16 protein-coding genes and 1 riboswitch are annotated in these 21,056 nt (G+C 61.7%); of the genes, 8 read left to right on the plus strand and 8 right to left on the minus strand.

What is annotated here, in order from left to right; all coding sequences use genetic code 11:
• Window positions 1-121: 121 nt before the first annotated feature.
• Window positions 122-1,957: an ABC transporter ATP-binding protein gene (locus QMO80_RS00915; RefSeq protein WP_283198497.1), complete on the minus strand. Its 1,836-nt coding sequence runs from the start codon at window positions 1,955-1,957 to the stop codon at window positions 122-124.
• A gap of 297 nt (window positions 1,958-2,254) precedes the next feature.
• Here QMO80_RS00915 and QMO80_RS00920 point away from each other — a divergent pair, with 297 nt between their 5' ends.
• Window positions 2,255-2,653: a GFA family protein gene (locus QMO80_RS00920; RefSeq protein ID WP_283198498.1), complete on the plus strand. Its 399-nt coding sequence runs from the start codon at window positions 2,255-2,257 to the stop codon at window positions 2,651-2,653.
• Here the strand turns inward: QMO80_RS00920 and QMO80_RS00925 are convergent.
• A complete protein-coding gene (locus tag QMO80_RS00925) occupies window positions 2,650-3,180 on the minus strand; it encodes a DUF1003 domain-containing protein (protein WP_283198499.1) in 531 nt (176 codons plus the stop codon). The genes QMO80_RS00920 and QMO80_RS00925 overlap by 4 nt on opposite strands.
• Before the next feature lie 190 nt (window positions 3,181-3,370).
• On the opposite strand from QMO80_RS00925, the gene QMO80_RS00930 reads away from it, so the two are divergent.
• The 4 genes from QMO80_RS00930 to QMO80_RS00945 all read left to right on the plus strand — a co-directional run bounded on the left by QMO80_RS00930 (window position 3,371) and on the right by QMO80_RS00945 (window position 7,906).
• On the plus strand, window positions 3,371-5,053 hold the full coding sequence (locus QMO80_RS00930) for an NAD+ synthase (RefSeq protein WP_283198500.1): 1,683 nt from the start codon (window positions 3,371-3,373) through the stop codon (window positions 5,051-5,053).
• Between the two features lie 61 nt (window positions 5,054-5,114).
• Complete coding sequence (locus tag QMO80_RS00935) at window positions 5,115-5,945, plus strand: hypothetical protein (protein WP_283198501.1); 831 nt, start codon at window positions 5,115-5,117, stop codon at window positions 5,943-5,945.
• A 93-nt stretch (window positions 5,946-6,038) separates the two neighbouring features.
• Window positions 6,039-6,449: a hypothetical protein gene (locus QMO80_RS00940; protein WP_283198502.1), complete on the plus strand. Its 411-nt coding sequence runs from the start codon at window positions 6,039-6,041 to the stop codon at window positions 6,447-6,449.
• An 890-nt stretch (window positions 6,450-7,339) separates the two neighbouring features.
• Window positions 7,340-7,906, plus strand: a complete 567-nt coding sequence (locus QMO80_RS00945; protein WP_283198503.1) for a hypothetical protein — start codon at window positions 7,340-7,342, stop codon at window positions 7,904-7,906.
• Between the two features lie 229 nt (window positions 7,907-8,135).
• On the opposite strand, the gene QMO80_RS00950 is transcribed toward QMO80_RS00945, so the two are convergent.
• The 4 genes from QMO80_RS00950 to QMO80_RS00965 all read right to left on the minus strand — a co-directional run bounded on the left by QMO80_RS00950 (window position 8,136) and on the right by QMO80_RS00965 (window position 13,710).
• A complete protein-coding gene (locus QMO80_RS00950; RefSeq protein ID WP_283198504.1) occupies window positions 8,136-9,203 on the minus strand; it encodes a 3-deoxy-7-phosphoheptulonate synthase in 1,068 nt (355 codons plus the stop codon).
• A 328-nt stretch (window positions 9,204-9,531) separates the two neighbouring features.
• On the minus strand, window positions 9,532-10,113 hold the full coding sequence (locus tag QMO80_RS00955; RefSeq protein WP_283198505.1) for a hypothetical protein: 582 nt from the start codon (window positions 10,111-10,113) through the stop codon (window positions 9,532-9,534).
• A 60-nt stretch (window positions 10,114-10,173) separates the two neighbouring features.
• Entirely contained in the window at window positions 10,174-12,048 is a 1,875-nt protein-coding gene (locus tag QMO80_RS00960; protein WP_283198506.1) for a HAMP domain-containing methyl-accepting chemotaxis protein, read from the minus strand.
• Window positions 12,049-12,249: 201 nt separating this feature from the next.
• Window positions 12,250-13,710 carry an MFS transporter gene (locus QMO80_RS00965; RefSeq protein WP_283198507.1) on the minus strand — a complete coding sequence of 487 codons (1,461 nt, stop codon included), beginning with the start codon at window positions 13,708-13,710 and terminating at the stop codon, window positions 12,250-12,252.
• 341 nt (window positions 13,711-14,051) lie between these two features.
• Window positions 14,052-14,239: riboswitch (cobalamin riboswitch) on the plus strand.
• A gap of 41 nt (window positions 14,240-14,280) precedes the next feature.
• On the opposite strand from QMO80_RS00965, the gene bluB reads away from it, so the two are divergent.
• Window positions 14,281-14,970 carry a 5,6-dimethylbenzimidazole synthase gene (bluB, locus tag QMO80_RS00970; RefSeq protein ID WP_283198508.1) on the plus strand — a complete coding sequence of 230 codons (690 nt, stop codon included), beginning with the start codon at window positions 14,281-14,283 and terminating at the stop codon, window positions 14,968-14,970.
• Between the two features lie 5 nt (window positions 14,971-14,975).
• Here the strand turns inward: bluB and QMO80_RS00975 are convergent, their stop codons facing one another.
• A complete protein-coding gene (locus tag QMO80_RS00975; RefSeq protein ID WP_283198509.1) occupies window positions 14,976-16,070 on the minus strand; it encodes a DUF2865 domain-containing protein in 1,095 nt (364 codons plus the stop codon).
• Window positions 16,071-16,224: 154 nt separating this feature from the next.
• On the opposite strand from QMO80_RS00975, the gene QMO80_RS00980 reads away from it, so the two are divergent.
• Window positions 16,225-16,755: a ribonuclease H gene (locus tag QMO80_RS00980; protein WP_283200083.1), complete on the plus strand. Its 531-nt coding sequence runs from the start codon at window positions 16,225-16,227 to the stop codon at window positions 16,753-16,755.
• A 46-nt stretch (window positions 16,756-16,801) separates the two neighbouring features.
• Here QMO80_RS00980 and QMO80_RS00985 read toward each other — a convergent pair whose 3' ends face one another.
• The gene (locus tag QMO80_RS00985) at window positions 16,802-19,114 is read right to left on the minus strand and encodes an NADP-dependent malic enzyme (RefSeq protein ID WP_283198510.1); all 2,313 of its coding nucleotides are present in this window, start codon (window positions 19,112-19,114) and stop codon (window positions 16,802-16,804) included.
• Between the two features lie 445 nt (window positions 19,115-19,559).
• On the opposite strand from QMO80_RS00985, the gene QMO80_RS00990 reads away from it, so the two are divergent.
• A complete protein-coding gene (locus QMO80_RS00990; protein ID WP_283198511.1) occupies window positions 19,560-20,999 on the plus strand; it encodes an FAD-binding oxidoreductase in 1,440 nt (479 codons plus the stop codon).
• The last annotated feature ends 57 nt before the right edge of the window (window positions 21,000-21,056 follow it).

The raw sequence follows: 21,056 nt of genomic DNA on the forward strand, positions 1-21,056 counted from the left end.
TTCGCCCCGCGAGCGGGGAGAAGGTGGCGGCAGCCGGATGAGGGGCTGGTTTCGCCCGACCTCCCGAGTCGAGCTGCTCTGTGACGTTTAAAATCCCACTTGCGTCTCCACTGTCGAGCACTCAAATGCTGGCCTGGACGCTATGCAGGTTCGCGTAAACGCCGCCTTGCGCCATCAAATCCTCATGCGTGCCCTGTTCAACGATCCCGTCAGCCGTCAGCACCAGGATGCGGTCGGCATGGCGGACGGTTGACAGGCGATGGGCGATGACCAGGGTAGTCCGGCCGTTTGCGAGACTGAGCAGCGCCTGCTGCACCGCCCGTTCGCTTTCGTTGTCGAGCGCGCTGGTCGCCTCGTCGAAGATCAGGATCTCCGGATCTTTGAGGAAGGCGCGGGCGATGGTGATGCGCTGGCGCTGGCCGCCGGAGAGCTTGACGCCGCGTTGGCCGATATCGGTGTCATAACCCTGGGGCAGGGCCATGATGAAATCGTGCGCATTGGCAGCGCGGGCCGCTGCTTCCAGCTCCACATCGCTGGCGTCGGGCCTGCCATAGCGCAGGTTCTCCGCCACGGTGCCGGCAAAGAGATAGACATCCTGCTGCACAACCCCGACATGGCGCCGGAGCGAGGCCAGCGTCACGTCTCTTATATCGGTGCCGTCGATGCGGATCGCCCCGGCCCCGATATCGTAGAAGCGCGGTATGAGCGCACAAAGCGTGCTCTTGCCGACCCCTGAAGGACCGACGAGGGCAACGAACTCGCCGGGCGCGATGGTGAGGGACAGCCGCTCCAGCACGCGCGGGCCATCGGCCTCGTAGCCGAAGGCGACGTCGGAGAAACTGATCTCCCCCCTTGGCGTCGGCATCGGCCTGGCGGCCGGGCGATCGGTGATATCAGGGTCGATCTCCAGGATTTCCATGGCCCTGATGAAGCCGGTATAGCCCTCCTGCCAGAGACGCACGAAATTGGTGAGCCGTTGCACGGGATCGACGAGCACGGCAACGCAGAGCAGGAAGGTCAGCATATCCGGGACGGTGAGTTCCGCCGCCAGGATGCGTAGGCCCCCGACGACGATCACCAATATGGTGACGAGCTGTGCGAAGGTTTCGGTGCCGACCGAAAACCAGGCCTCGCTGCGGTAGCCGTCGGCGCGGCTTTGCAGGAAGCGCCGGTTCTGCTCGGCGAAGCGCTCCCTTTCCAGCGCCTCGTTGGCGAAGGACTGGACGACGCGGATGCCGGCCAGCGCATCCTCGACGCGCTCGTTGACCGCGGCGATCTGGTGCTTGCTGGCTTCCAGCGCGCGGTTCATGCGCCGGTTGAAATAGAGCGCATAGATCACCGCGATCGGCGTCAGCAGCAGAATGACGCCGGCCAGCGGCGGATCGATGAAGAACAGCACCAGCATGGCGCCGCCATATTTCAGCACGGCGATGGAAAGATCCTCGGGGCCATGATGGAAGAGCTCCCCCAGCCACAAGGAATCATTGGTGATGCGGCTCATCAGCTGGCCGGTGCGCTGGCGGTCGTAGAAGCTGAACGAGAGTTTCTGGCAGTGCTCGAACAGTTCCTGCCGGACCGTCGCCTCGATGCGGGCGCCCATGACGTGGCCGCGATAGTCGACGAAGAAGATGGCGGCGATCTGGACCACTAGGACGGCCAGCATGACGCCGCCCATCCCGAGGATCTGGGCAAAGGCCTCAGGGGCGTCGGGCAGAGCCAGAAGGCGGCTGGTGACGATATTGGCGCAGAGCGGCAGCGCGAGCGCCGTGCCGGCGACGAGGATGGCGCATAGCAGATCCGCCAGCAGCAAGGGCAGATGCGGGCGATAATAGGAGAGAAATTTTCGCATGCGCGACCAGCGTCGGCCGTGGTCGACGGCGGGATCGTGCAGGAATAATTTCAGGAAGGCGTTATGGCGTCGCGAGCTTTTCCTCGCGCGGGAGAACCGAATATTCATGAGGCAGAATGTCCCTGTGGGCGATGTTTCCTTTCTGTTTGGACAGGGTCGCTCTCATGTCAGTCTCCCAAAGGTTGAATGAAATCGGAGCCGCAGTATCACTGACAACAGCCGCGGATTCAATGCCGAGATGGACGAGAGGGGCGGGTGTTGTCGACAAGCAACAGCGATGACCGCAGCAGCCGAGCATCGGCAAGGCCTGCGGCCTTCAAGATTTCTGATGATTTTGTTGAACGGAATGGATTTGACGGCAGGCGCCATCAGCGGCAATTTCCAGTCATAAAGGGGAGAGCGATCATGACCGAACGGCATACAGGCGGCTGTCTTTGCGGCGCCGTGCGATATTCGATCGGGGCAAAGCCCGGACCCGTCGTCGGCTGCCATTGCTCGCAATGCCGCCGGCAGACAGGGTTTTATTATGCGGCGGTCAACGTGCCGCGCGCCGCTCTTTCGGTGGAAGATGCCGGCGCGATCCGCTGGTATCGGTCGAGCCCCGAAGCCCAGCGCGGCTTCTGCTCGAACTGCGGTTCGGCGCTGTTCTGGCAGGGCGACCAATCGCCGGAGGTTTCCGTCATGGCAGGAAGCTTCGACGAGCCCAGCGGCCTTGCCTTCGGCCATCACATTTATTGCGCCGACAAGGGTGATTTCTATGAGATCACGGATGGCCTGCCGCAATATGACAGGTTTCCCGTTTAGCCCCTGGCGGCAAGCTCGGCGCTGAGGCGGGCGACGTCCTCGCGAAGCGCCGTCAGTTCGGTCAGCACGCGCATGTCGATCTTCTGGTGCAGGGAGAGCACCTCGAGCTCGGCCTTGAGATTGACTTCGTAGTCCTTGGCGGCCTCGAAGCGGTCGCGTTCGGCCTGGCGGTTCTGCGACATCATGATGATCGGCGCCTGGATGGCGGCGAGCATCGACAGGATCAGGTTGAGGAAAACAAAGGGGTAGGGGTCGAAAGCGCCAGTCGCCAGGATGATGGTGTTAATCAGCGTCCAGACGACAAGGAAGGCCAGGAAGGCGAGGATGAACGACCAGGAACCGCCGACGCGGGCGATTCCATCGGCGACGCGCTCACCGAACGAGGCCTCGGCGGAAAGGGCGGCGTTGATATCGGTCGAGATGACCTTGCGCGCGTGCGCCTTCGCCAGCACGCGTTTTTCGATATCGCCGAGTTCTTCGGCCGGCTTGTCGAAATGATGGTGCATGAAGTTCGAAAGATTAGACATGGCCTGTTTCCGGTGCCCGTTATCGATGCAGTCGCTTTCCGGGCAGTATTCCGCTCCTCCGGCAAATTGCAATGCGTGTCTATGCCGCGAGACCGTCGCGCGTCCGTTCACAAAAATTTCGTCACCACAAGGTGCGGCTTTTGCCGCGGGACATGTTGCGGTCGCGGAAGCTGCAGGCTAAATAAATGACATGACACAGGAAAACGCTCTTTCTGATATCTTCCGCATCGCCATCGGGCAGCTCAATCCGACAGTCGGCGATGTCGCCGGCAATCTCGTCAAGGCACGCGAAGCGCGCGCCGATGCGGCTCGCGAAGGCGCGCATCTGCTCGTCCTGACCGAGCTTTTCATTTCCGGCTATCCGCCTGAGGACCTGGTGCTGAAGCCGGCCTTCATCCGGGCCTGCTGGAAAGCGGTCGAGAGCCTGGCGGCCGATACCGCCGATGGCGGGCCGGGCGTTCTCATCGGTTTTCCCCGGCAGGACGAGACGGGACGTTATAATTCCGTCGCCGTGCTCGACGGCGGCAAGGTGATCGCGGTGCGCGACAAGATCGATCTGCCGAACTACGGCGAGTTCGACGAAAAGCGCGTCTTCAACCAGGGCGCCATGCCGGGGCCGGTGAATTTCCGCGGCGTGCGCATCGGCATTCCGATCTGCGAAGATATCTGGGGCGATCTCGGCGTCTGCGAGACGCTGGCCGAAAGCGGAGCCGAAATTCTGCTGTCGCCGAACGGTTCGCCCTATTATCGCGGCAAGGTCGATATCCGCCATCAGGTTGTGCTGAAGCAGGTGATCGAGACCGGCCTGCCGCTGGTCTACGCCGCCCAGCTCGGCGGCCAGGACGAACTGGTGTTCGACGGCGCGAGTTTCGCCTTCAACGCCGACAGGTCGCTGGCCTTCCAGATGAGCCAGTTCGAGACGGCGCTGGCGGTGACGACATGGAAGCGCGGTGGGGCCGGCTGGCACTGCGCCGAAGGGCCGATGGCACATATTCCTGAAGGCGAGGAGGCCGACTACCGCGCCTGCCTGCTCGGCTTCCGCGACTACGTCAATAAGAACGGCTTCAAGACGGTGGTGCTCGGCCTTTCCGGCGGCATCGACTCGGCGATCTGCACGGCAATCGCCGTCGATGCGCTGGGCGAGGAGCGGGTGCGCACCGTCATGCTGCCCTACCGCTACACATCGGAAGATTCGCTGAAGGACGCGGCCGATTGCGCCAAGGCGCTCGGCTGCCGTTACGATATCGTGCCGATCGAGCAACCGGTGACGGGCTTCAGCAGTGCGCTGTCCGATCTCTTCGCGGGCACGGATAGCGGCATCACCGAGGAAAACCTGCAGAGCCGGGCGCGCGGCGTCATCCTGATGGCGATCTCCAACAAGTTCGGCTCGATGGTGGTGACGACCGGCAACAAGTCGGAAATGTCGGTCGGCTACGCCACGCTTTATGGCGACATGAACGGCGGCTTCAATCCGATCAAGGACCTCTACAAGATGCAGGTCTATGCGCTGGCCCGCTGGCGCAACGAGAATGTGCCGCCGGGTGCGCTGGGGCCGTCGGGCGAGGTAATCCCGAGAAATATCATCGACAAGGCGCCGTCGGCCGAACTGCGTCCCGACCAGAAGGATCAGGATTCGCTGCCGCCCTATCCTGTTCTCGACGATATTCTCGAATGCCTGGTGGAGAAGGAGATGGCGGTCGAAGAGATCGTCGCACGCGGCCATGACGTGGCAACCGTCCATCGCGTCGAGCACCTGCTCTATCTCGCCGAATACAAGCGCCGGCAATCGGCGCCGGGCGTGAAGATCACCAAGAAGAATTTCGGCCGCGACCGGCGCTATCCCATCACCAACCGTTTCCGGGATCGGGACTGAAGCGATCGGGATCACTGGCGCGATCGGGATCACTGAAGCGATCGGAATATCGGGAGGAAACATGCGCAGCTCGGTCGAGATCTATAATGTCAGGACGGGCAGAGCCCGCGAGGTCTGGCAGACGGACATGCTCGTGGAGGCGCCGAACTTCGCGCCTGACGGTTCCTACCTGCTCCTGAACGGCGACGGGCTGCTCTACCGGCTGCCGCTCAATGGCGGCGAAGTCAGCAAGGTCGATACCGGCTTTGCCGTCAACTGCAACAATGATCACGGTATTTCGCCCGACGGCACCGAGATCGTCATCTCTGACAAGACCGAATTCGGCAAGTCGACGATCTATGTCCTGCCGATCGAGGGCGGCACGCCGCGGCTCGTGACCGAGAACGCACCGTCCTACTGGCATGGCTGGTCGCCGGATGGCCGCCAGCTTGCCTATTGCGGCATCCGCGACGATCTCTTCGATATCTATACGATCTCCGTCGACGGCGGCGCCGAGACGCGGTTGACGCATGGCGAGGGCCGCAATGACGGGCCGGATTATTCTGCCGACGGGCAATGGATCTATTTCAATTCCAGCCGCACCGGGCTGATGCAGATCTGGCGCATCCATCCCGATGGCAGCGGGCTGGAGCAGGTGACGTCGGACAATCAGGGCAACTGGTTCGCCCATCCGTCGCCCAGGAACGACAAGGTGCTGATCCTGTCCTACGACCCCTCGGTTTTCGACCATCCGCGCGACCTCGACGTGCGGCTGCGGCTGATGGACATGGATGGCGGCAATCTGAAGACGCTGTTCGAGCTGTTCGGCGGGCAGGGCACGATCAATGTGCCCTGCTGGTCACCAGACGGTGACGAATTTGCCTATGTCAGGTATTTCCCGGCGAGCTCTTGAGAGCGGCGCACCGCAATTTGATGATGGGGCGGTGGGGTGACGGCTTTGCGGCTTCACTGTAGACGTTGCGTATCAAGCAAGGTCGGGAAAGCCATGATCAAAACTGCAGCGAAAAATGGAATGAAAGCAATTATAGCCACACTCGTCTTTTCGTGCTCAGTCGCATGGGTGAGTTCGGCCGCTGCAGAAACGGTCAAAATATTGGTCGCCGGCGGAGAGGTCGCGCCGTTCAACATGGGCGACCAAATTGTGCTAACTCTTACGCTGGCCAGCTCTAAGGAGTTGTCTAAATTCACCCGACGTCAAGTCGGTAAGGACATAGATGTCCTGCTCAACGGAAATGTTGTCTCATCGCCGCATATCATGGACCCGCTTCTATTTGTCGGAAAACCGCTCCAGATTCCAATTCCTTCAGATGCCACGCGGACTGAAAGCAAGGAAACAATCGACAAGCTAGTTTCCGGAACGTTGATCCTTGAACTCCGATCCCGTGACGGTCAATAGGCAAGCGGCAGTGCGGAGACTCATTCTCTCACGCAGTTAGCCATAGCAGTGGGATGCTTAGCGGCACAGGACAAAACAGCAGGAATCCGGTGATCACTAACCGGGTCCAAAGCTTTCCAATCATACCATTTATGATGGGGTGGTCAGGCATCATCATAAAGCCTCACACAACCCTTCTGAAATAGGCATTGGCCATACGATGGGGAAATCGATGCCGAATATGCCTGTAATTTTAGCTATGCGACTCCGTATGCAAATAGTTCTTGTACTGATGCTTTGCTTTCCAGGTATGGCAGCGGCAACGGCCCTACACGTCGCCTGAAGTAGAATAGCAATGGAATCCCCAACACAGCAGTTGGCGGATACGCACCAATGAGCGCGACTCCCTGAGTTGTTCGGATAGCGCGCTCGGTCATTTCCGGCAGGCCCTGATACAGTGGGCTGTAAAGAGCGTATGCGAAGGACGCGATTAAGGGAACCACGATCAACGCAATCGCTACTCTCCACCAAGGTGGAGACGGAAGAGTTTCTACAGGCATGCGTCACCTATCGAAAAGCTTATTCGGCAGAATTGCACGTCAAAGTGTGCGTGACAACGTCGCGCCAAACCTCATCTTCTAATTGCTGATGCGCACGCTTTTGAGAGGTGGGTGATTGGGGGACTGCCAAGGTTTGATTGCAGCAGCTGCCTCCGGTTCCGTGCACCTCGCCGAAGCGGACGGGGTATTCTATTTCAGGATGAGCTGTGGCATTTATTCATCTTCTTAATTGTGGGGAAATATTGTGACCTGAATATCAGTGCTATTCCGGCTGGTAACGACTGGTCGCCCACTGCTCCAACCAGCTCTTTTGGCATCCGCAAACATGAAGATGAACCTGGAGTTATAGACTTGCTGGCTGTCTTGAGATGCGCGTGGACGCTGCGTGGTTTGACGATCGCCGGCTCCGTGGTGGCAATGGGTTTCACGCTCGCAGGATGTTCATATCTTTTTGTCCGTAGTGTCGAGGGAAGCTACCTCGCAACGGGTACTCCGGTGCTCGGAAAGGTGATCGCAAGTAACGAGAGTGAGCAGATGGGGGGAACGATTGAGATCGGCTCGGCCGAAAGGCAGCAATGCAAGGGTCGCTACAGCGTGTCGCAGGTGAAGACAAATTTCTGGAAGCTGGAGACCGGCGAGCGAACCTATCGCGGGAAGATCTACTGTCTGGATGGTCGAGCAGGCGCGTTTGAACTCATATCGAAGGATAAGGGGAAAACCGGCTCGATCACCGGCGAAATCAATGGCGAGGCATTTCAACTCGATATGTTCGAATCGAAAAGCCGTGAGTGCATGACGGACGAATGCAGATGGGGCTTGAAGTGGACTTACGAAAAAGAGCGCGACGACATGCGTACCTATTACAGGGTCGCGACTGAACACGAGCGCGATTCAGTGAATCCATGGCTGCTCTTTTAAATCTGCTCCTATTCCGCGTGCTGGTGGCCCAGTGCTCCACCCATAGCGGCGTGGCGGCGGGTTGGTAGCCCCAGGTTGCTCGTAGCAGCTTTCAAATCGGAACTTGGATCGATCATCCGGGCGTGAGTTATGAAGCCGGATCCGGTCGGCGTAGCCGTGAGATAACCGGGTTGACCCCCACCGCCCTGTTGGGCGGCGGGTGTCTGCCCGCCGCGCTTGATGCTGTCTATCAGGCCGCGACGGCTGCCTTGCGCCGTTCGCGGGCGGATTTCGCCAAGTCTTCCAGTACGGCTACCGACATGTCCCAGTCGATGCAGCCGTCGGTGATGGACTGGCCGTAGACCAGCGGCTTGCCGGGGACGAGATCCTGGCGGCCGGCGACGAGGTTGCTCTCGATCATCATGCCCTTGATGTGGCGATTGCCGGCGGCGATCTGCGAGGCCACGGATTTGACGACGCGCGGCTGGTTCATCGGATCCTTGCTGCTGTTGGCATGGCTGGCATCGATCAGGATGCGCGGGGGCACGCCAAGCTTGACGGCTTCGCCGACCACAGCTTCGACATCGGTCGCTTCATAGTTCGGCTGTTTGCCACCGCGCAGGATGATGTGGCAGTCCTCATTGCCCCTCGTCGAAGCGATGGCCGCCTGTCCGTCTTTGGTGACGGCGGGGAAGTGATGCGGCTGCGAGGCGGCGAGGATAGCGTCGAGCGCGACGCGGACGCCGCCGTCGGTGCCGTTCTTGAAGCCGATCGGGCAGGAGAGGCCGGAGGCGAGCTGGCGATGGATCTGGCTTTCGGTCGTGCGCGCGCCGATCGCGCCCCAGCTGACGAGATCGGTAATGTATTGCGGCGTGATCGTTTCGAGGAATTCGACACCGGCGGGCAGGCCCATCGCATTGACGTCGAGCAGCAGGCGCCTGGCAATCCGAAGTCCTTCCTCGATGCGGTAGCTGCCATCGAGATGCGGGTCGTTCATCAAGCCCTTCCAGCCGACCGTGGTGCGGGGCTTTTCGAAATAGACGCGCATGACGATTTCGAGATCGCCGGAGAAGCGCTGCCGCTGTTCCGCCAGCCGCTCGGCATATTCGCATGCCGCAGCAGGATCATGGATGGAGCAAGGGCCGATGACGACGATCAGGCGGTCGTCTTCTCCCTCGAGAATCTTGTGAATCGCATGGCGGTTGCTGGTCACCGTCTCGCTGACGGCAACGGTTCGGGGAATTTCCGCGATGATATCGGCGGGTTTGGTCAGCGGGGTGATCTCGAGGATACGGAGATCGTCAATGGTATCGGGCACGGTATGGCTCCTGTTTGGTCATACCGTGCGGAACGAAAAAGCCGCCAGGTAGACTAGCGGCTGTTCGGGTTGTCGTCGCGTCGACTTCAGTTACGCATAGACCCGCATCCGCTGGGAGCAGCGGTACCAATAAAATCGCGAGGCGTAGATCGAAGTGGTCGACATCGGGCGTATGTAGCGTCGCGGCAGCCCATTGTCACGCAGAATTTTGCGGCTGAAAGCCAGGCGCTCGGGCGCGGCGAAACCGTTCCTGCGGAGGGCTTAATTCAATCGCCCAGAAGCTCGCTGCTTCTGGGCGAGAGATACGAACTTAACGAAGGTCTTGAGATCAGAGCGCGTCGACGTTCACGCCGACGGTGATGGCGCCGATCGGCGTTCCCTTGTCGTCTGATATCGTGACGCTTGCCTGCGACTGCAGCGTCTGGGTCGATTCGTCCTTTTCGATCTCATCGACGAAGACGGCATCCTTGCCGGCACCGAAGGACTTCTGGAACTTGCCCTCGTCACCCTGCCAATAGTCGGATGTGGGATCGCTTTGGCCGACATTCAGCCCCTTTGCATCCATGACGAAGATCTCCGAAATCTTGCCGTTGGAAGCAGCCTTCTTTTCCTGAAGGAATTTCGACAACGCATTGCCGAGCACGCCGTCGATCATCGAGTGGTCGGAGCCATCGACTTCGGCACGCCACTTCTTGTCGAGAGCGTCGATATCGCCCTGGCTCAGATTGGCGTTTGCGGCGTTCTGCGCCTTGACCGCCTCGATGATGGCGGGGTCGTTAAGCCAGGGTTTTACGTCGCTGGTCACGTAGTCGGAGATCGGGGCGAGCTTCGCATCCTGCGCCATGGATACGCCCATAGGCACGGCGACTGCGGTGCAGGCCAAAAGAAATGCGGTCACAACTTTCTTCATAACTGTTCCCTTCCCGATTTTGGGTGTTGAGGATTAAAAGTCTATCGAATGAAGACGAGGTCAGAACTCCTCCCAGGCACCGGGAGCAGCGGCAACGGCGGCATTTCCGGCGTGCCGCTGCACGAAGGCTCTGGGTTCAGGGCGAGATTGACGAACGGGTTGAGCGGCTCTGGGCTGACTGGCGGCAGCGGCGCCGACGGTGAACCGGCCGGCGGAATCCTGCAGAAGGCGTCCCTGCGTGCGCAGCTCCTGGCAGGCGGCGTTGGTCTCCTCGACCATTGCCGCGTTCTGCTGTGTCGCGTGATCCATCTGGTTGATGGCGCCGTTGATTTCCTGCAGGCCCGTGGCCTGTTCGCGATAGGATTGGACGATGGAAGCGATGCTGTCGCTGATGCGGTTGATCTGCTCCTCGATCTTCAAAAGGGCATCGCCGGTTTCGTTGACCAGCCCGACGCCGGCCGCCACTTCCTGGCCGGAGACGTTGATCAGGTTCTTGATTTCCTTGGCCGCGTTGGCGGAGCGCTGGGCGAGTTCCCGCACTTCCTGCGCGACGACCGCAAAACCCTTGCCGGCTTCGCCGGCGCGCGCCGCCTCGACGCCGGCGTTCAACGCCAGCAGGTTCGTCTGGAAAGCGATTTCATCGATGACGCCGATAATGCGGCCGATCTGGCTCGATGATGTCTGGATCCGGTCCATCGCCCCGATCGCATCGCGTACCACAGTCGCCGAGACATGGGCGCTGCGCTTCGTTTCCTCGACCAGCTTCCCGGCATCTTCGGCCCGCTGCGACGATGTTCTGACCGTGGTGGTCACCTCATCCAGTGCTGCGGCGGTCTGTTCCAAGGCCGCGGCCTGTTGCTCGGTACGCTTGGCGAGCTGATCGGCGGAGGAAGCAAGCTCGCTTGAGCCGCCTTCAACCGCAACGGAAGCGATCTTGATCTCGGTCAGCGCTGCCGCGACTGCTTCGACCATGTTGTTGAAATCCTGCCGCAGTTTATCGAATTCGGGACCGAGATCGGCCAGGCGTATCGAAAAGTCGCCGGCGGCGAGCTTTTCCAGTTCATTTGCCAGCGCTGTCATGACCAGCCGCTGAGCGTTGCTGGCCTCTTCCGTCAGGGATGCGTTACGCGCCCGTTCGGCGTCGAACGAGGCGCTCTGCTCGGCCGCGGCCTGCTCTCTTTCGATCTTGGCAATTGCCTCGTTACGGAAAACTTCCAGGGCACGCGCCAGAAAGCCGATTTCGTCGCCATTTTCCCTGTAGGTGACGGGGGAGGCCAGATCGCCTTTCTGCAAGGCGCTGATCCGCTCGCTGAGAATTCTGAGAGGGCGGCCGACGAGGCTGCGCATGGCGAGAAGAAAAGCGACAACGGCCATGGCGGTGATCACAAACTGGGTCAGCAGCGAAATCAACACCTTCTGCTTGACTTCGGCAGCGATTTTTTCGACCGACCAGTTGGTGACGACGTAGCCGGTCGCCTTGCCTGATTTATCCAGCGGAAGCGGCGCGATGATCGTCACAACGCCGGCAGATATTCCGCTGTCATCGATCGTGGTTTTCTCAGGCTTGGCACTGAGGCGCTTCGCCAGATCGGCCGGCGAGGGCAAACCGTCAACGCCGTCGCGCGTCCATGTATCGATGGCCGCGGGTTCGGCGTTGAAGGCGGCAAACTGAACAAGGTCAAGCGAGGGATCGTCGCGGTACAGCGAATAGGCCTCGCGAACGGCATTCGCCTTGCCCCATTTCACGCCGCCGGCGGCCAGAGAGGCGAACTGCTCCACATCCTTGGACCAGTTCGCCTTGGCGCCATCGATCAACGCCTTGGTTTCGTACATCCACGTATAGGTGGCAAAGGCGGAGATGCCGCAAAGGTTGACGGTCACGATAATCGCCGCCAGCTTGGCTGTCAGGGGCATCGTTTTTAAAAAATGGAACATGCCGCGGGGGCCTCGAAACGCGAGCTCAGTCGGATATGGTCCCGACCAGCCTATCAATACGGGCATCCACGCCGGCGGTCGCAGCATGAGCACTCATGCCCATGTCCCCCTGTGCGACCCAAAACGCGCAAACGCAGTCTGTCTTCGATGTGTGAAGAAATCATAAAGTGGAATGGGATACCGGACCGGCGGTCGGCGGGATCAAGGGCTGTTTTCCGCCAAGGCCTCTTCGGGCTCGGCCTGGCGGTGCTTAAGGCGGCGTGTCGTCAGTTCCGCGCCGGCATCGCGCGGCAGGCGCAGGAAGGTGATGCAGGCGAGCGCCGAGATTGCCGAGACGCTGAAGAAGGCAGTGTGAAAATCCGAGACCAGCAGCCTGCCGCCATGGAAACTGCTCGAAATTTCGAGGATGCCGCCGGCGATCGCCACACCCATCGCCATGGAGATACGCTGGGCGACGGCATTGATTGCGGTCGCCTGGCTGCTGTCGGCATCGTCGACATCGCCGAAGGCCATGGCATTGACGCCCGAAAAGGCCATGGAGCGGAACAGGCCGCCGATCAGCAGGCAGGCCATGATCAGCGGCAGCGGCGTTGCAGCGGTGAAGAACCCGTTGATGCCGAGGAAGATCGCCGCCAGCAAGGTGGTGATCGATATGACGGTGCGGAAACCGAAGGTATTGAAGGTGCGCGAAGCGGCAAATTTCGACCCCATCGAGCCGAGCGCGCTGACGAAGGTCACCGAGCCCGATTGCAGCGGCGTCAGGCCGAAGCCGAGCTGCAGCATCAGCGGCATCAGAAAAGGCAGGGCGCCGAGCCCCATGCGGAAATTGGAGGCGCCGAGGATTGCCGCCCGGAACATCGGGTAGCGGAACATTTTCGGATCGAGAAGCGGATAGGACGCGCGGCGGGCATGCAGGAGATAGAAGAGGCCGGCAAGGATGCCAATTGCCACGGTGACGTAACCGTAGACGACGGGCACGGCGGGAAGGCTGATGACCGAGAGGCCGAAGACGAAGCCGGAAAAGCCGATGCCGCAAAGGAAGAAACCCGGAAAATCCATCGGCCGCGGGCTGCGCGGCTCGACCGCCGGCAGGAAGCGCGTGACGAGGATGATGCCGGCGACGCCGATCGGGACATTGATCCAGAAGATCCAGTGCCAGGTGAGATAGGTGGTGAGGAAGCCGCCGATCGGCGGCCCCATGATCGGGCCGATCAGCGCCGGAATGGTGAGCCAGGCCATGGCATCGACGAGTTCGTGGCGCGGCGTTCCCCGGACCAACAGCAGGCGGCTGACCGGCGTCATCATCGAGCCGCCGGCGCCCTGGATCAGCCGCGAGACGACGAAGGCTGCGATCGAATTGGAAAAGGCGCAGGCGACCGAACCGATCATGAAGACGAAGATCGCCATGCGGAAGATGTTGCGCGCGCCGAAACGATCCGACATCCAGCCGCTGATCGGGATGAAGATCGCCAGTGCCACGAGATAGCTGGTGACGGCAAGCTTCAGCGCGATCGGCGAGGTGCCGATATCGGCTGCTATCGCCGGCAGGCTGGTGGCAATCACGGTCGAATCCATCTGTTCCATGAACAGGGCGACCGCGAGGATCATGGGCGTGAGGCGGGGCACGGGCAACCGGGGTGCTGGTATGGATTGTTCAGCCATACGCTTTCATCAGCGGCTAGGCTATAGAAACAATCGACGCTGCGGCCTGCCGTGCCGCTTCAAACCGACGCGGGCGGTCAAATGAGATGGGCCTCTCGTTTCTTGCTGTTTTGGAGAGGGTTGAGGTAGGATCGAGACTTGGCCAGCTCCCTCTTCTCCCCAGCGGGGAGAAGGTGCCGGCAGGCGGATGAGGGGGCTGCACGGCACGCCTTTCATGTTGCCCCTCGCTTGCGCTCAGTGCATTCGCAGTTTCACTGCTCACCCCCTCATCCGACCCTTCGGGCCACCTTCTCCCCGCTGGGGAGAAGAGGACTCCCGGCTTGCAGTGGCGCTGCTTTCCTGAAATAGATGCGCCGTCAGGTGCCCGCCATCCAGGCGGGAGAATCGGGAATCCGGTGCAAGACCGGAACGTGCCCAACGCTGTAAGGCCGACGCCTGCCGCTTCATCATGCCACTGGCTTTTGCCGGGAAGGCTGCGGCAGACGGGTGACGCCAAGTCAGAAGACCGGCCTGGCAAGATAGACCCAACCCGCGCGGACGGCGGGCGGTTGCGTTGTTGGGGATTTGACGATGCGACCCTTTGATGAGGATGCCCTGTCAGTGGCGTCCGGTTTTTCCTCGGCCGAACGCGAGGCCGTCTATCATGCGATCATGACGCGGCGCGACGTTCGCAGCCAGTTCCTGCCCGATCCCTTGCCCGACGATGTGGTGGCGCGGCTGCTGACGGCCGCCCATCACGCACCCTCCGTCGGCTTCATGCAGCCGTGGAATTTCATTCTGGTGAAAAGCCCAACGGTGCGTGCGCGCGTCCGGGATGCCTTCTCGAAGGCCAACGAGGAGGCCGCATCGATGTTCGAGGGCGAGCGGCGCCAGGCCTACCGCTCCCTCAAGCTCGAAGGCATCATCGAGGCGCCGCTCGGCATCTGCGTGACCTGCGATCCCACCCGCAGCGGCAGCGTCGTGCTGGGGCGCACGCATAATCCGCGGATGGATAGCTATTCCACGGTCTGCGCCATCCAGAATCTCTGGCTGGCGGCCCGCGCCGAAGGGGTCGGCATCGGCTGGGTCAGTATTTTTCGCGAGGGCGAGCTAAAGAGCATTCTCGGCATACCCGAGCATATCGAGGTGGTGGCCTGGCTCTGCGCCGGCTTCGTCGACCGGCTCTATGACGAGCCGGAACTTTCGGTCAAAGGCTGGCGGCAGCGGCTGCCGCTCGATGAACTCGTCTTTCACGACGGCTGGGGGCAGAGCGAGCCGTAGCCAATTCACTGCTGCTGCGGCTGCGGGCCAGGCGCGGCAGGATTGGCAAGATCGATCGAGCCCTGGTCGCCGGCCAGAAACTGCGGGCCGACCTGGCGGACCTTGTTCTGCGTGGGGTCGTAGGGGCGCTCCGGCACCGATGGCTGCGGCGCGGCTGATGTCGCGGCGGCCTTCACTGGCGGATTGGTGCGGATGGTGGTGATCGAGCCCTGCTGCGGCGGTTGGCTTACCGCCTGCTTGCCGCGCATCTCGTCGTAATAGGCGGTGAGATTGCAGGCGCAGGCGTTCTTTTCACCGGGCGCGCGGTTTTTGTAGGCGAAGGCGTTCTTCATGGCGCTGTAGGGCGTGCCGGTTGCGACCGAGATCATGTTCGAGGCTTCCGTGCTCGTCACCTCGCGATAGAAGAGTTCGGTCTCGATGCCGGGGCACATCTTGGCACAGGTCTCAGCGTCGCGGCCGAAATCGACCGAGGTGGCGTTCGAGCTGATCGGGAAGAAACCGCCATCGCAGCTGCGCACGCACATGGTGCTGACCGGCGACAGCATCTCGGCCCGCGGCAGGCCGTAGCGCGGATCGGCCTCCTCACCGCCGCCGAGCGGAATGAAGGTATCGGAACGCATTGCCTGCTCCTCGACGCTCGGGGCAGGCTCGTCGGCGCTGCGATCGCTCGGCGCATAGAAATTCTCGCTGTTGCAGCCGTTGCTGTCGAGCGCGGCCATCAGTTCGCGGCGGTCGCCATCGGCGCCGTTCCGGCCGGTCAGCTCGTTGCGGCGGTCCTGGAGATAAGCCATATTGTCGATCATCCGGCCTTCGGCCTGCGAGAGCTCGGCGCAATAATCGGCATTCTCGCCGCCGATCACCACCATGCTGCCCGAGGTGCAGCCGTAACTGCGCAGGTCGTTGCGAACCTTGCGCAGCTCGAGGTTCTGCTCGGCCATGGCGCTGGCATATTGGCGCGCTTCCGGGCCGTTGCCATTGCCGATCGATCGCGGCAGGTCGGCGAGACGGCCGCGCAGGTCCTCGCAGATGGCACTGGTCTGCGCGGCTGCGGGCGCTGCGAAGGCGAGGAGAAGGGCGAGAGACAGGTTTCGGCGTTTCACGGCGTCGTCCCGGAATGAGCAAACGGTCGGTGGGTCGAATGCGACTTCAATCGGCCGCGCGTTTTCCCTTAACGGATTTCTCTTAATAAGCTCAGAGAAAATATTAGCGTATTTTCGTGATCTTATCCAGCAATCGCCAGAGACGCGGGTGAAAATGACAGGCATCCCCGACGAGATCCGATCCTTTGCGCCGACACTAGGCGTAGCGGAAGCGCGACATGGCCTTCACCTCTTCACAGACGGTTGTTATGAGCCCGTTTCCGGGCATGGAGGCTGGTCGTTTGTCGTTTATCGCGATGGGGTGGAAATCGCCTCCGACTTCGGTGGCGTCGACGATTCCAGCAATAATTCCATGGAATTGACCGCCGTTCTCAGGGCCGCGATGTGGGTCAACAGCCAACCGACCGGCGAACCCGCGACCATCTGGTCCGACTCCGTCTATGCCGTCAAAGGCTGCAACGGCAGGCGACATATCTGGAGAAACAACGGCTGGAAGAAAAGCAGCCCGAATGGGCAGGGGCGAAGGCGAATGATCGACAATGCGGACCTCTGGAAAGCCGTCGATCTTCAGCTGTCTCAAAACGCCCAGATGACCATTGCCTGGTGCAAGGGGCATTCGGGGATTGCCGGCAACGAGCGCGCGGACGCGCTCGCCGATAGAGGACGCCTGTCGATCCGGGGCTGATACGGCGCTGGCCGGTTTCCGGCGTCGTTGCTCGGCCGCAACCGGCTTACGCCGGCTGCGATGCCTCGACGACGGCGAGGGCCGCCATGTTGACGACGCCCCGGGACGTGACCGAGGGGGCGAGGATATGGGCGGGCAGGGCGGTGCCGAGCAGGATCGGGCCGACATGCAGGCCGTCGGTCATCGATTTGACCACACCGAGCGTGATGTTGGCGGCGTCGAGGTTCGGGAAGACCAGCAGGTTCGCCTCGTCATGCAGTGTCGTATCCGGCATGACGCGTTTGCGCAGCGCTTCGGTGATGGCGCTTTCGCCGTGCATTTCGCCGTCGACTTCGAGATCGGGGGCAGTCTCGCGCACGAGCTGCAGGGCATTGCGCATCTTCGTCGCGCTCTCGGATTCGCGCGAGCCGAAGTTGGAATGCGAGACGAGGGCAGCGCGCGGGGTGATGCCGAAACGGCGAATTTCCTCGGCCGCCAGCACCGTTGCCTCGGCAACCTCCTCGGCGCTCGGATTGAAGGTGACGTAGGTGTCGGTGAAGAAGGTGGCGCCGCGCTGCGAGATCATCAGGCTGAGGGCGGAGAAATCGCGGACATTCTTGCGCTTGCCGATGATCTGGCGGACGTCGCGCAGATGCTTTTCATAGCGGCCTTCCAGACCGCAGATCAGCGCATCGGCCTCGCCGCGGCGCAGCGCCAGCGCGCCGATGACGGTGGTATTGGTACGCACGATGGTGCGGGCAGCTTCCGGGATGACGCCGCGGCGGCCGACGAGGGAAAAATAGAGATCGACATATTCGCGGAAGCGCGGATCGTCCTCAGGATTGATGACCTCGAAATCCTGCAGCGGCCGGATACGCAGGCCGTAGCGTTTGAGGCGCGTCTCGATGACCTGCGGGCGGCCGATCAGGATCGGGTCGGCAAGGCCTTCCTCCAGCAGCACCTGGGCGGCGCGCAGCACACGTTCGTCTTCGCCTTCGGAGAAGATGACGCGCTTGCGCTCTGCTGCCTTGGCCGCAGCGAAGATCGGCTTCATGACGAAGCCGGAGCGGAAGACGAAGCGGTTCAACTGGTCGAGATAGGCGTCGAAATCCTGGATCGGGCGGCGCGCCACGCCGCTCTGTTCGGCGGCCCTGGCAACGGCAGGTGCGATACGCAGGATGAGGCGCGGATCGAAGGGCGAGGGGATCAGGTAATCCGGGCCGAAGACCGGGGTTTCGCCGGAATAGGCGCGGGCGGCGACATCGGACGGTTCTTCGCGGGCAAGCGAGGCAATGGCGCGCACCGCGGCCATCTTCATTTCCTCATTGATCGTCTCGGCGCCGCAATCGAGCGCGCCGCGGAAGATATAGGGGAAGCAGAGGACGTTGTTGACCTGGTTGGCGAAATCCGAACGGCCGGTGCAGATCATCGCGTCGGGGCGGGCGGCACGGGCGAGATCCGGCATGATTTCGGGCGTCGGATTGGCGAGCGCCATGATCAGCGGCTTGTCGGCCATCTGGGCCAGCAGCTCCGGCTTCAGCACGCCGGCGGCCGACAGGCCGAGGAAGACATCGGCGCCGCCGATATTTTCGGCGAGCGTGCGCGTGTCGCTCTTCTGGGCATAGACGGATTTCCATTCGTCCATCAGCTCGGTGCGGCCCTCATAAACGAGGCCTTCGAGATCGTGGACCCAGATATTTTCGCGTTTTGCTCCGAGCGTCACCAGCAGGTTGAGGCAGGCAAGGGCGGCCGCCCCCGCGCCGGAGGCGACGATCTTGACGTTCTCGATCGCTTTGCCTGCGAGTTCCAGCCCGTTCAGGATCGCGGCGGCGACGATGATCGCCGTGCCGTGCTGGTCGTCGTGAAAAACCGGGATCTTCATCTTCTCGCGCAGGCGCCGCTCGACCTCGAAACATTCCGGCGCCTTGATGTCTTCGAGATTGATGCCGCCGAAGGTCGGCTCCAGCGAGCTGACGGTCGAGACCATCTGCTCGACGCTTGCCGCGTCGATCTCGATATCGAAGACATCGATGCCGGCAAATTTCTTGAAGAGCACGGCCTTGCCCTCCATCACCGGCTTCGAGGCCAGCGGGCCGATATTGCCGAGGCCGAGCACGGCGGTGCCGTTGGAGATGACGGCGACGAGATTGGCGCGCGAGGTATATTCAGCCGCCATCTCAGGATTGTCGCGGATGGCAAGGCAAGGGGCGGCAACGCCTGGCGAATAGGCGAGCGCCAGGTCGCGCTGGTTGCCGAGCGGCTTGGTTGCCTGGATCTCCAGCTTGCCGGGGCGGGGATAGCGGTGGAAGAACAGCGCCTGTTCGTCGAGATCGCCGCTCGTCAGGTTCTTTTCCGTCTTGGATTTATCCTGGTGATCCATTGCCGCCTCCGTGCACGTCTTTTTCTGGAGTTCCCTCCATACATCAATCGGATACGGGCGACAGTATGGAAATGGGGGATGGGCGAAGTTTTCGCGAGGACTAGATTGTGCCGTGGGGTTACCCCCCCTCTGCCCTGCCGGGCATCTCCCCCACAAGGAGGGAGATCGGCAGGAGGCTCGATCATCGCTCCCTCTCTACTGGATCGGCGTATTTGTGTGGTCGTTGTTTGAGCGAGCCATCGCGCCCCATCCAATCTCCCCACCTGTGGGGGAGATGCCCGGCAGGGCAGAGGGGGTATCCACGGCACACCCAATGCGTTCCTTGCGTGGAGTCTCATCGCGGCGGAAGCAACTAGCTAATCCTTTTGGAAAACTTGTTTGGCGATCATCGCAGGCGCAATATGCCGCCGCGACGGTGCGGGGCGCCGGTCATATGGAGGAAATCATGGACAATTTGAACCTGACGACCCTGCAAAAGGGGCAGACGATGGTCAATGACGTGGCCATCGATGCGTTTGCCGCCGGATTTCGCGGCAGTCTCCTGACCAGCACAGATATGGACTATAACGAGGCGCGGGCGATCTGGAATGCGATGATCGACCGCCGGCCCGGGCTTATCGCGCGTTGTGCCGGTGCTGCCGATGTCGTGCGCGCCGTGCGGTTTGCGCGCGACAACAATCTGCTCGTTTCGGTGCGCGGCGGCGGCCACGGCATTGCCGGCAACGCCGTCTGCGAGGGCGGCGTCGTCATCGACCTGTCGGCGATGAAATCGGTGCGGGTCGATCCGGAGACGCGCCGCGCCAGGATCGAGCCGGGCGCAACGCTTGCCGATATCGACCAGGAAACGCTGGCCTTCGGTCTGGTGCTGCCGACCGGCATCAATTCCACGACCGGCATCGCCGGCCTGACGCTCGGCGGCGGCTTCGGCTGGCTGACCCGCAAATTCGGGTTGACGCTCGACAATCTGGTCTCGGTCGATGTGGTGACGGCCGATGGCGAGCTGGTCAAGGCGAGCGAGACGGAAAGGCCGGACCTCTTCTGGGCATTGCGCGGCGGCGGCGGCAATTTCGGCGTCGTCACCTCCTTCGAGTTCCAGCTCAACCCGCTCAAGACAGAGGTTCTCGCCGGGCTGGTGGTGCATCCCTTTGCCGATGCGGAGAAAGTGCTGCAGGAATATCGGCAGGCGCTGGAAGCGGCACCCGATGAACTGACCTGCTGGGTGGTGATGCGCCAGGCGCCGCCGCTGCCGTTCCTGCCGGCCGAGTGGCACGGCAAGGAGGTCGTGGTGCTTGCCATGTGCTATTGCGGAGACATTGCGGCCGGGGAAAAAGCGACGGAAAGATTGCGGGCGATCGGAAAACCGATTGCCGATGTCGTCGGCCCGGTGCCGTTTACCGGCTGGCAGCAGGCATTCGATCCGCTGCTGACGCCCGGTGCGCGCAATTACTGGAAGAGCCAGGATTTCGCCTCGCTCTCGGATGCGACGATCGAGGTGCTGCTCAACGCCGTGCGCAAGCTGCCGGGACCGGAATGCGAGATATTCGTCGGCCATGTCGGCGGTGCGGCCGGCCGTATTCCCACCGAAGCCACCGCATTTCCGCAGCGCAGTTCGCATTTCGTCATGAACGTGCATGCGCGCTGGCGGGAGGCCGGGATGGATGCAAATTGCACCGGCTGGGCGCGCGAACTTTTCGAGGCAACCAAGCCGCATGCCGTGGGAACCGCCTATATCAACTTCATGCCTGATGACGAGGCCGATCGGGTGGAAATGGCCTATGGCGCCAATTACGCCCGGCTTGCCGAAATCAAGCGGCGTTATGATCCTGACAATCTGTTCCGGATGAATCAGAACGTCAAACCGATGGCGGCTGTGCGGGCTGCGTGAGGGGACCGAAACGGAACTTGGCTGCACCCCTCCCGACAAGGGAGGGGCTTGATGCTG

It is taken from the genome of Rhizobium sp. BT03 (assembly GCF_030053155.1).
Classification (GTDB): Bacteria; Pseudomonadota; Alphaproteobacteria; order Rhizobiales; family Rhizobiaceae; genus Rhizobium.

Bases quoted from the DNA above. Each gene is read 5' to 3' on its own strand.
- QMO80_RS00915 (WP_283198497.1), bottom strand. From the start codon at position 1,957: ATGAATATTCGGTTCTCCCGCGCGAGGAAAAGCTCGCGACGCCATAAC.
- QMO80_RS00920 (WP_283198498.1), top strand. From the start codon at position 2,255: ATGACCGAACGGCATACAGGCGGCTGTCTTTGCGGCGCCGTGCGATAT.
- QMO80_RS00925 (WP_283198499.1), bottom strand. From the start codon at position 3,180: ATGTCTAATCTTTCGAACTTCATGCACCATCATTTCGACAAGCCGGCC.
- QMO80_RS00930 (WP_283198500.1), top strand. From the start codon at position 3,371: ATGACACAGGAAAACGCTCTTTCTGATATCTTCCGCATCGCCATCGGG.
- QMO80_RS00935 (WP_283198501.1), top strand. From the start codon at position 5,115: ATGCGCAGCTCGGTCGAGATCTATAATGTCAGGACGGGCAGAGCCCGC.
- QMO80_RS00940 (WP_283198502.1), top strand. From the start codon at position 6,039: ATGATCAAAACTGCAGCGAAAAATGGAATGAAAGCAATTATAGCCACA.
- QMO80_RS00955 (WP_283198505.1), bottom strand. From the start codon at position 10,113: ATGAAGAAAGTTGTGACCGCATTTCTTTTGGCCTGCACCGCAGTCGCC.
- QMO80_RS00960 (WP_283198506.1), bottom strand. From the start codon at position 12,048: ATGTTCCATTTTTTAAAAACGATGCCCCTGACAGCCAAGCTGGCGGCG.
- QMO80_RS00965 (WP_283198507.1), bottom strand. From the start codon at position 13,710: ATGGCTGAACAATCCATACCAGCACCCCGGTTGCCCGTGCCCCGCCTC.
- bluB (WP_283198508.1), top strand. From the start codon at position 14,281: ATGCGACCCTTTGATGAGGATGCCCTGTCAGTGGCGTCCGGTTTTTCC.
- QMO80_RS00980 (WP_283200083.1), top strand. From the start codon at position 16,225: ATGACAGGCATCCCCGACGAGATCCGATCCTTTGCGCCGACACTAGGC.
- QMO80_RS00985 (WP_283198510.1), bottom strand. From the start codon at position 19,114: ATGGATCACCAGGATAAATCCAAGACGGAAAAGAACCTGACGAGCGGC.
- QMO80_RS00990 (WP_283198511.1), top strand. From the start codon at position 19,560: ATGGACAATTTGAACCTGACGACCCTGCAAAAGGGGCAGACGATGGTC.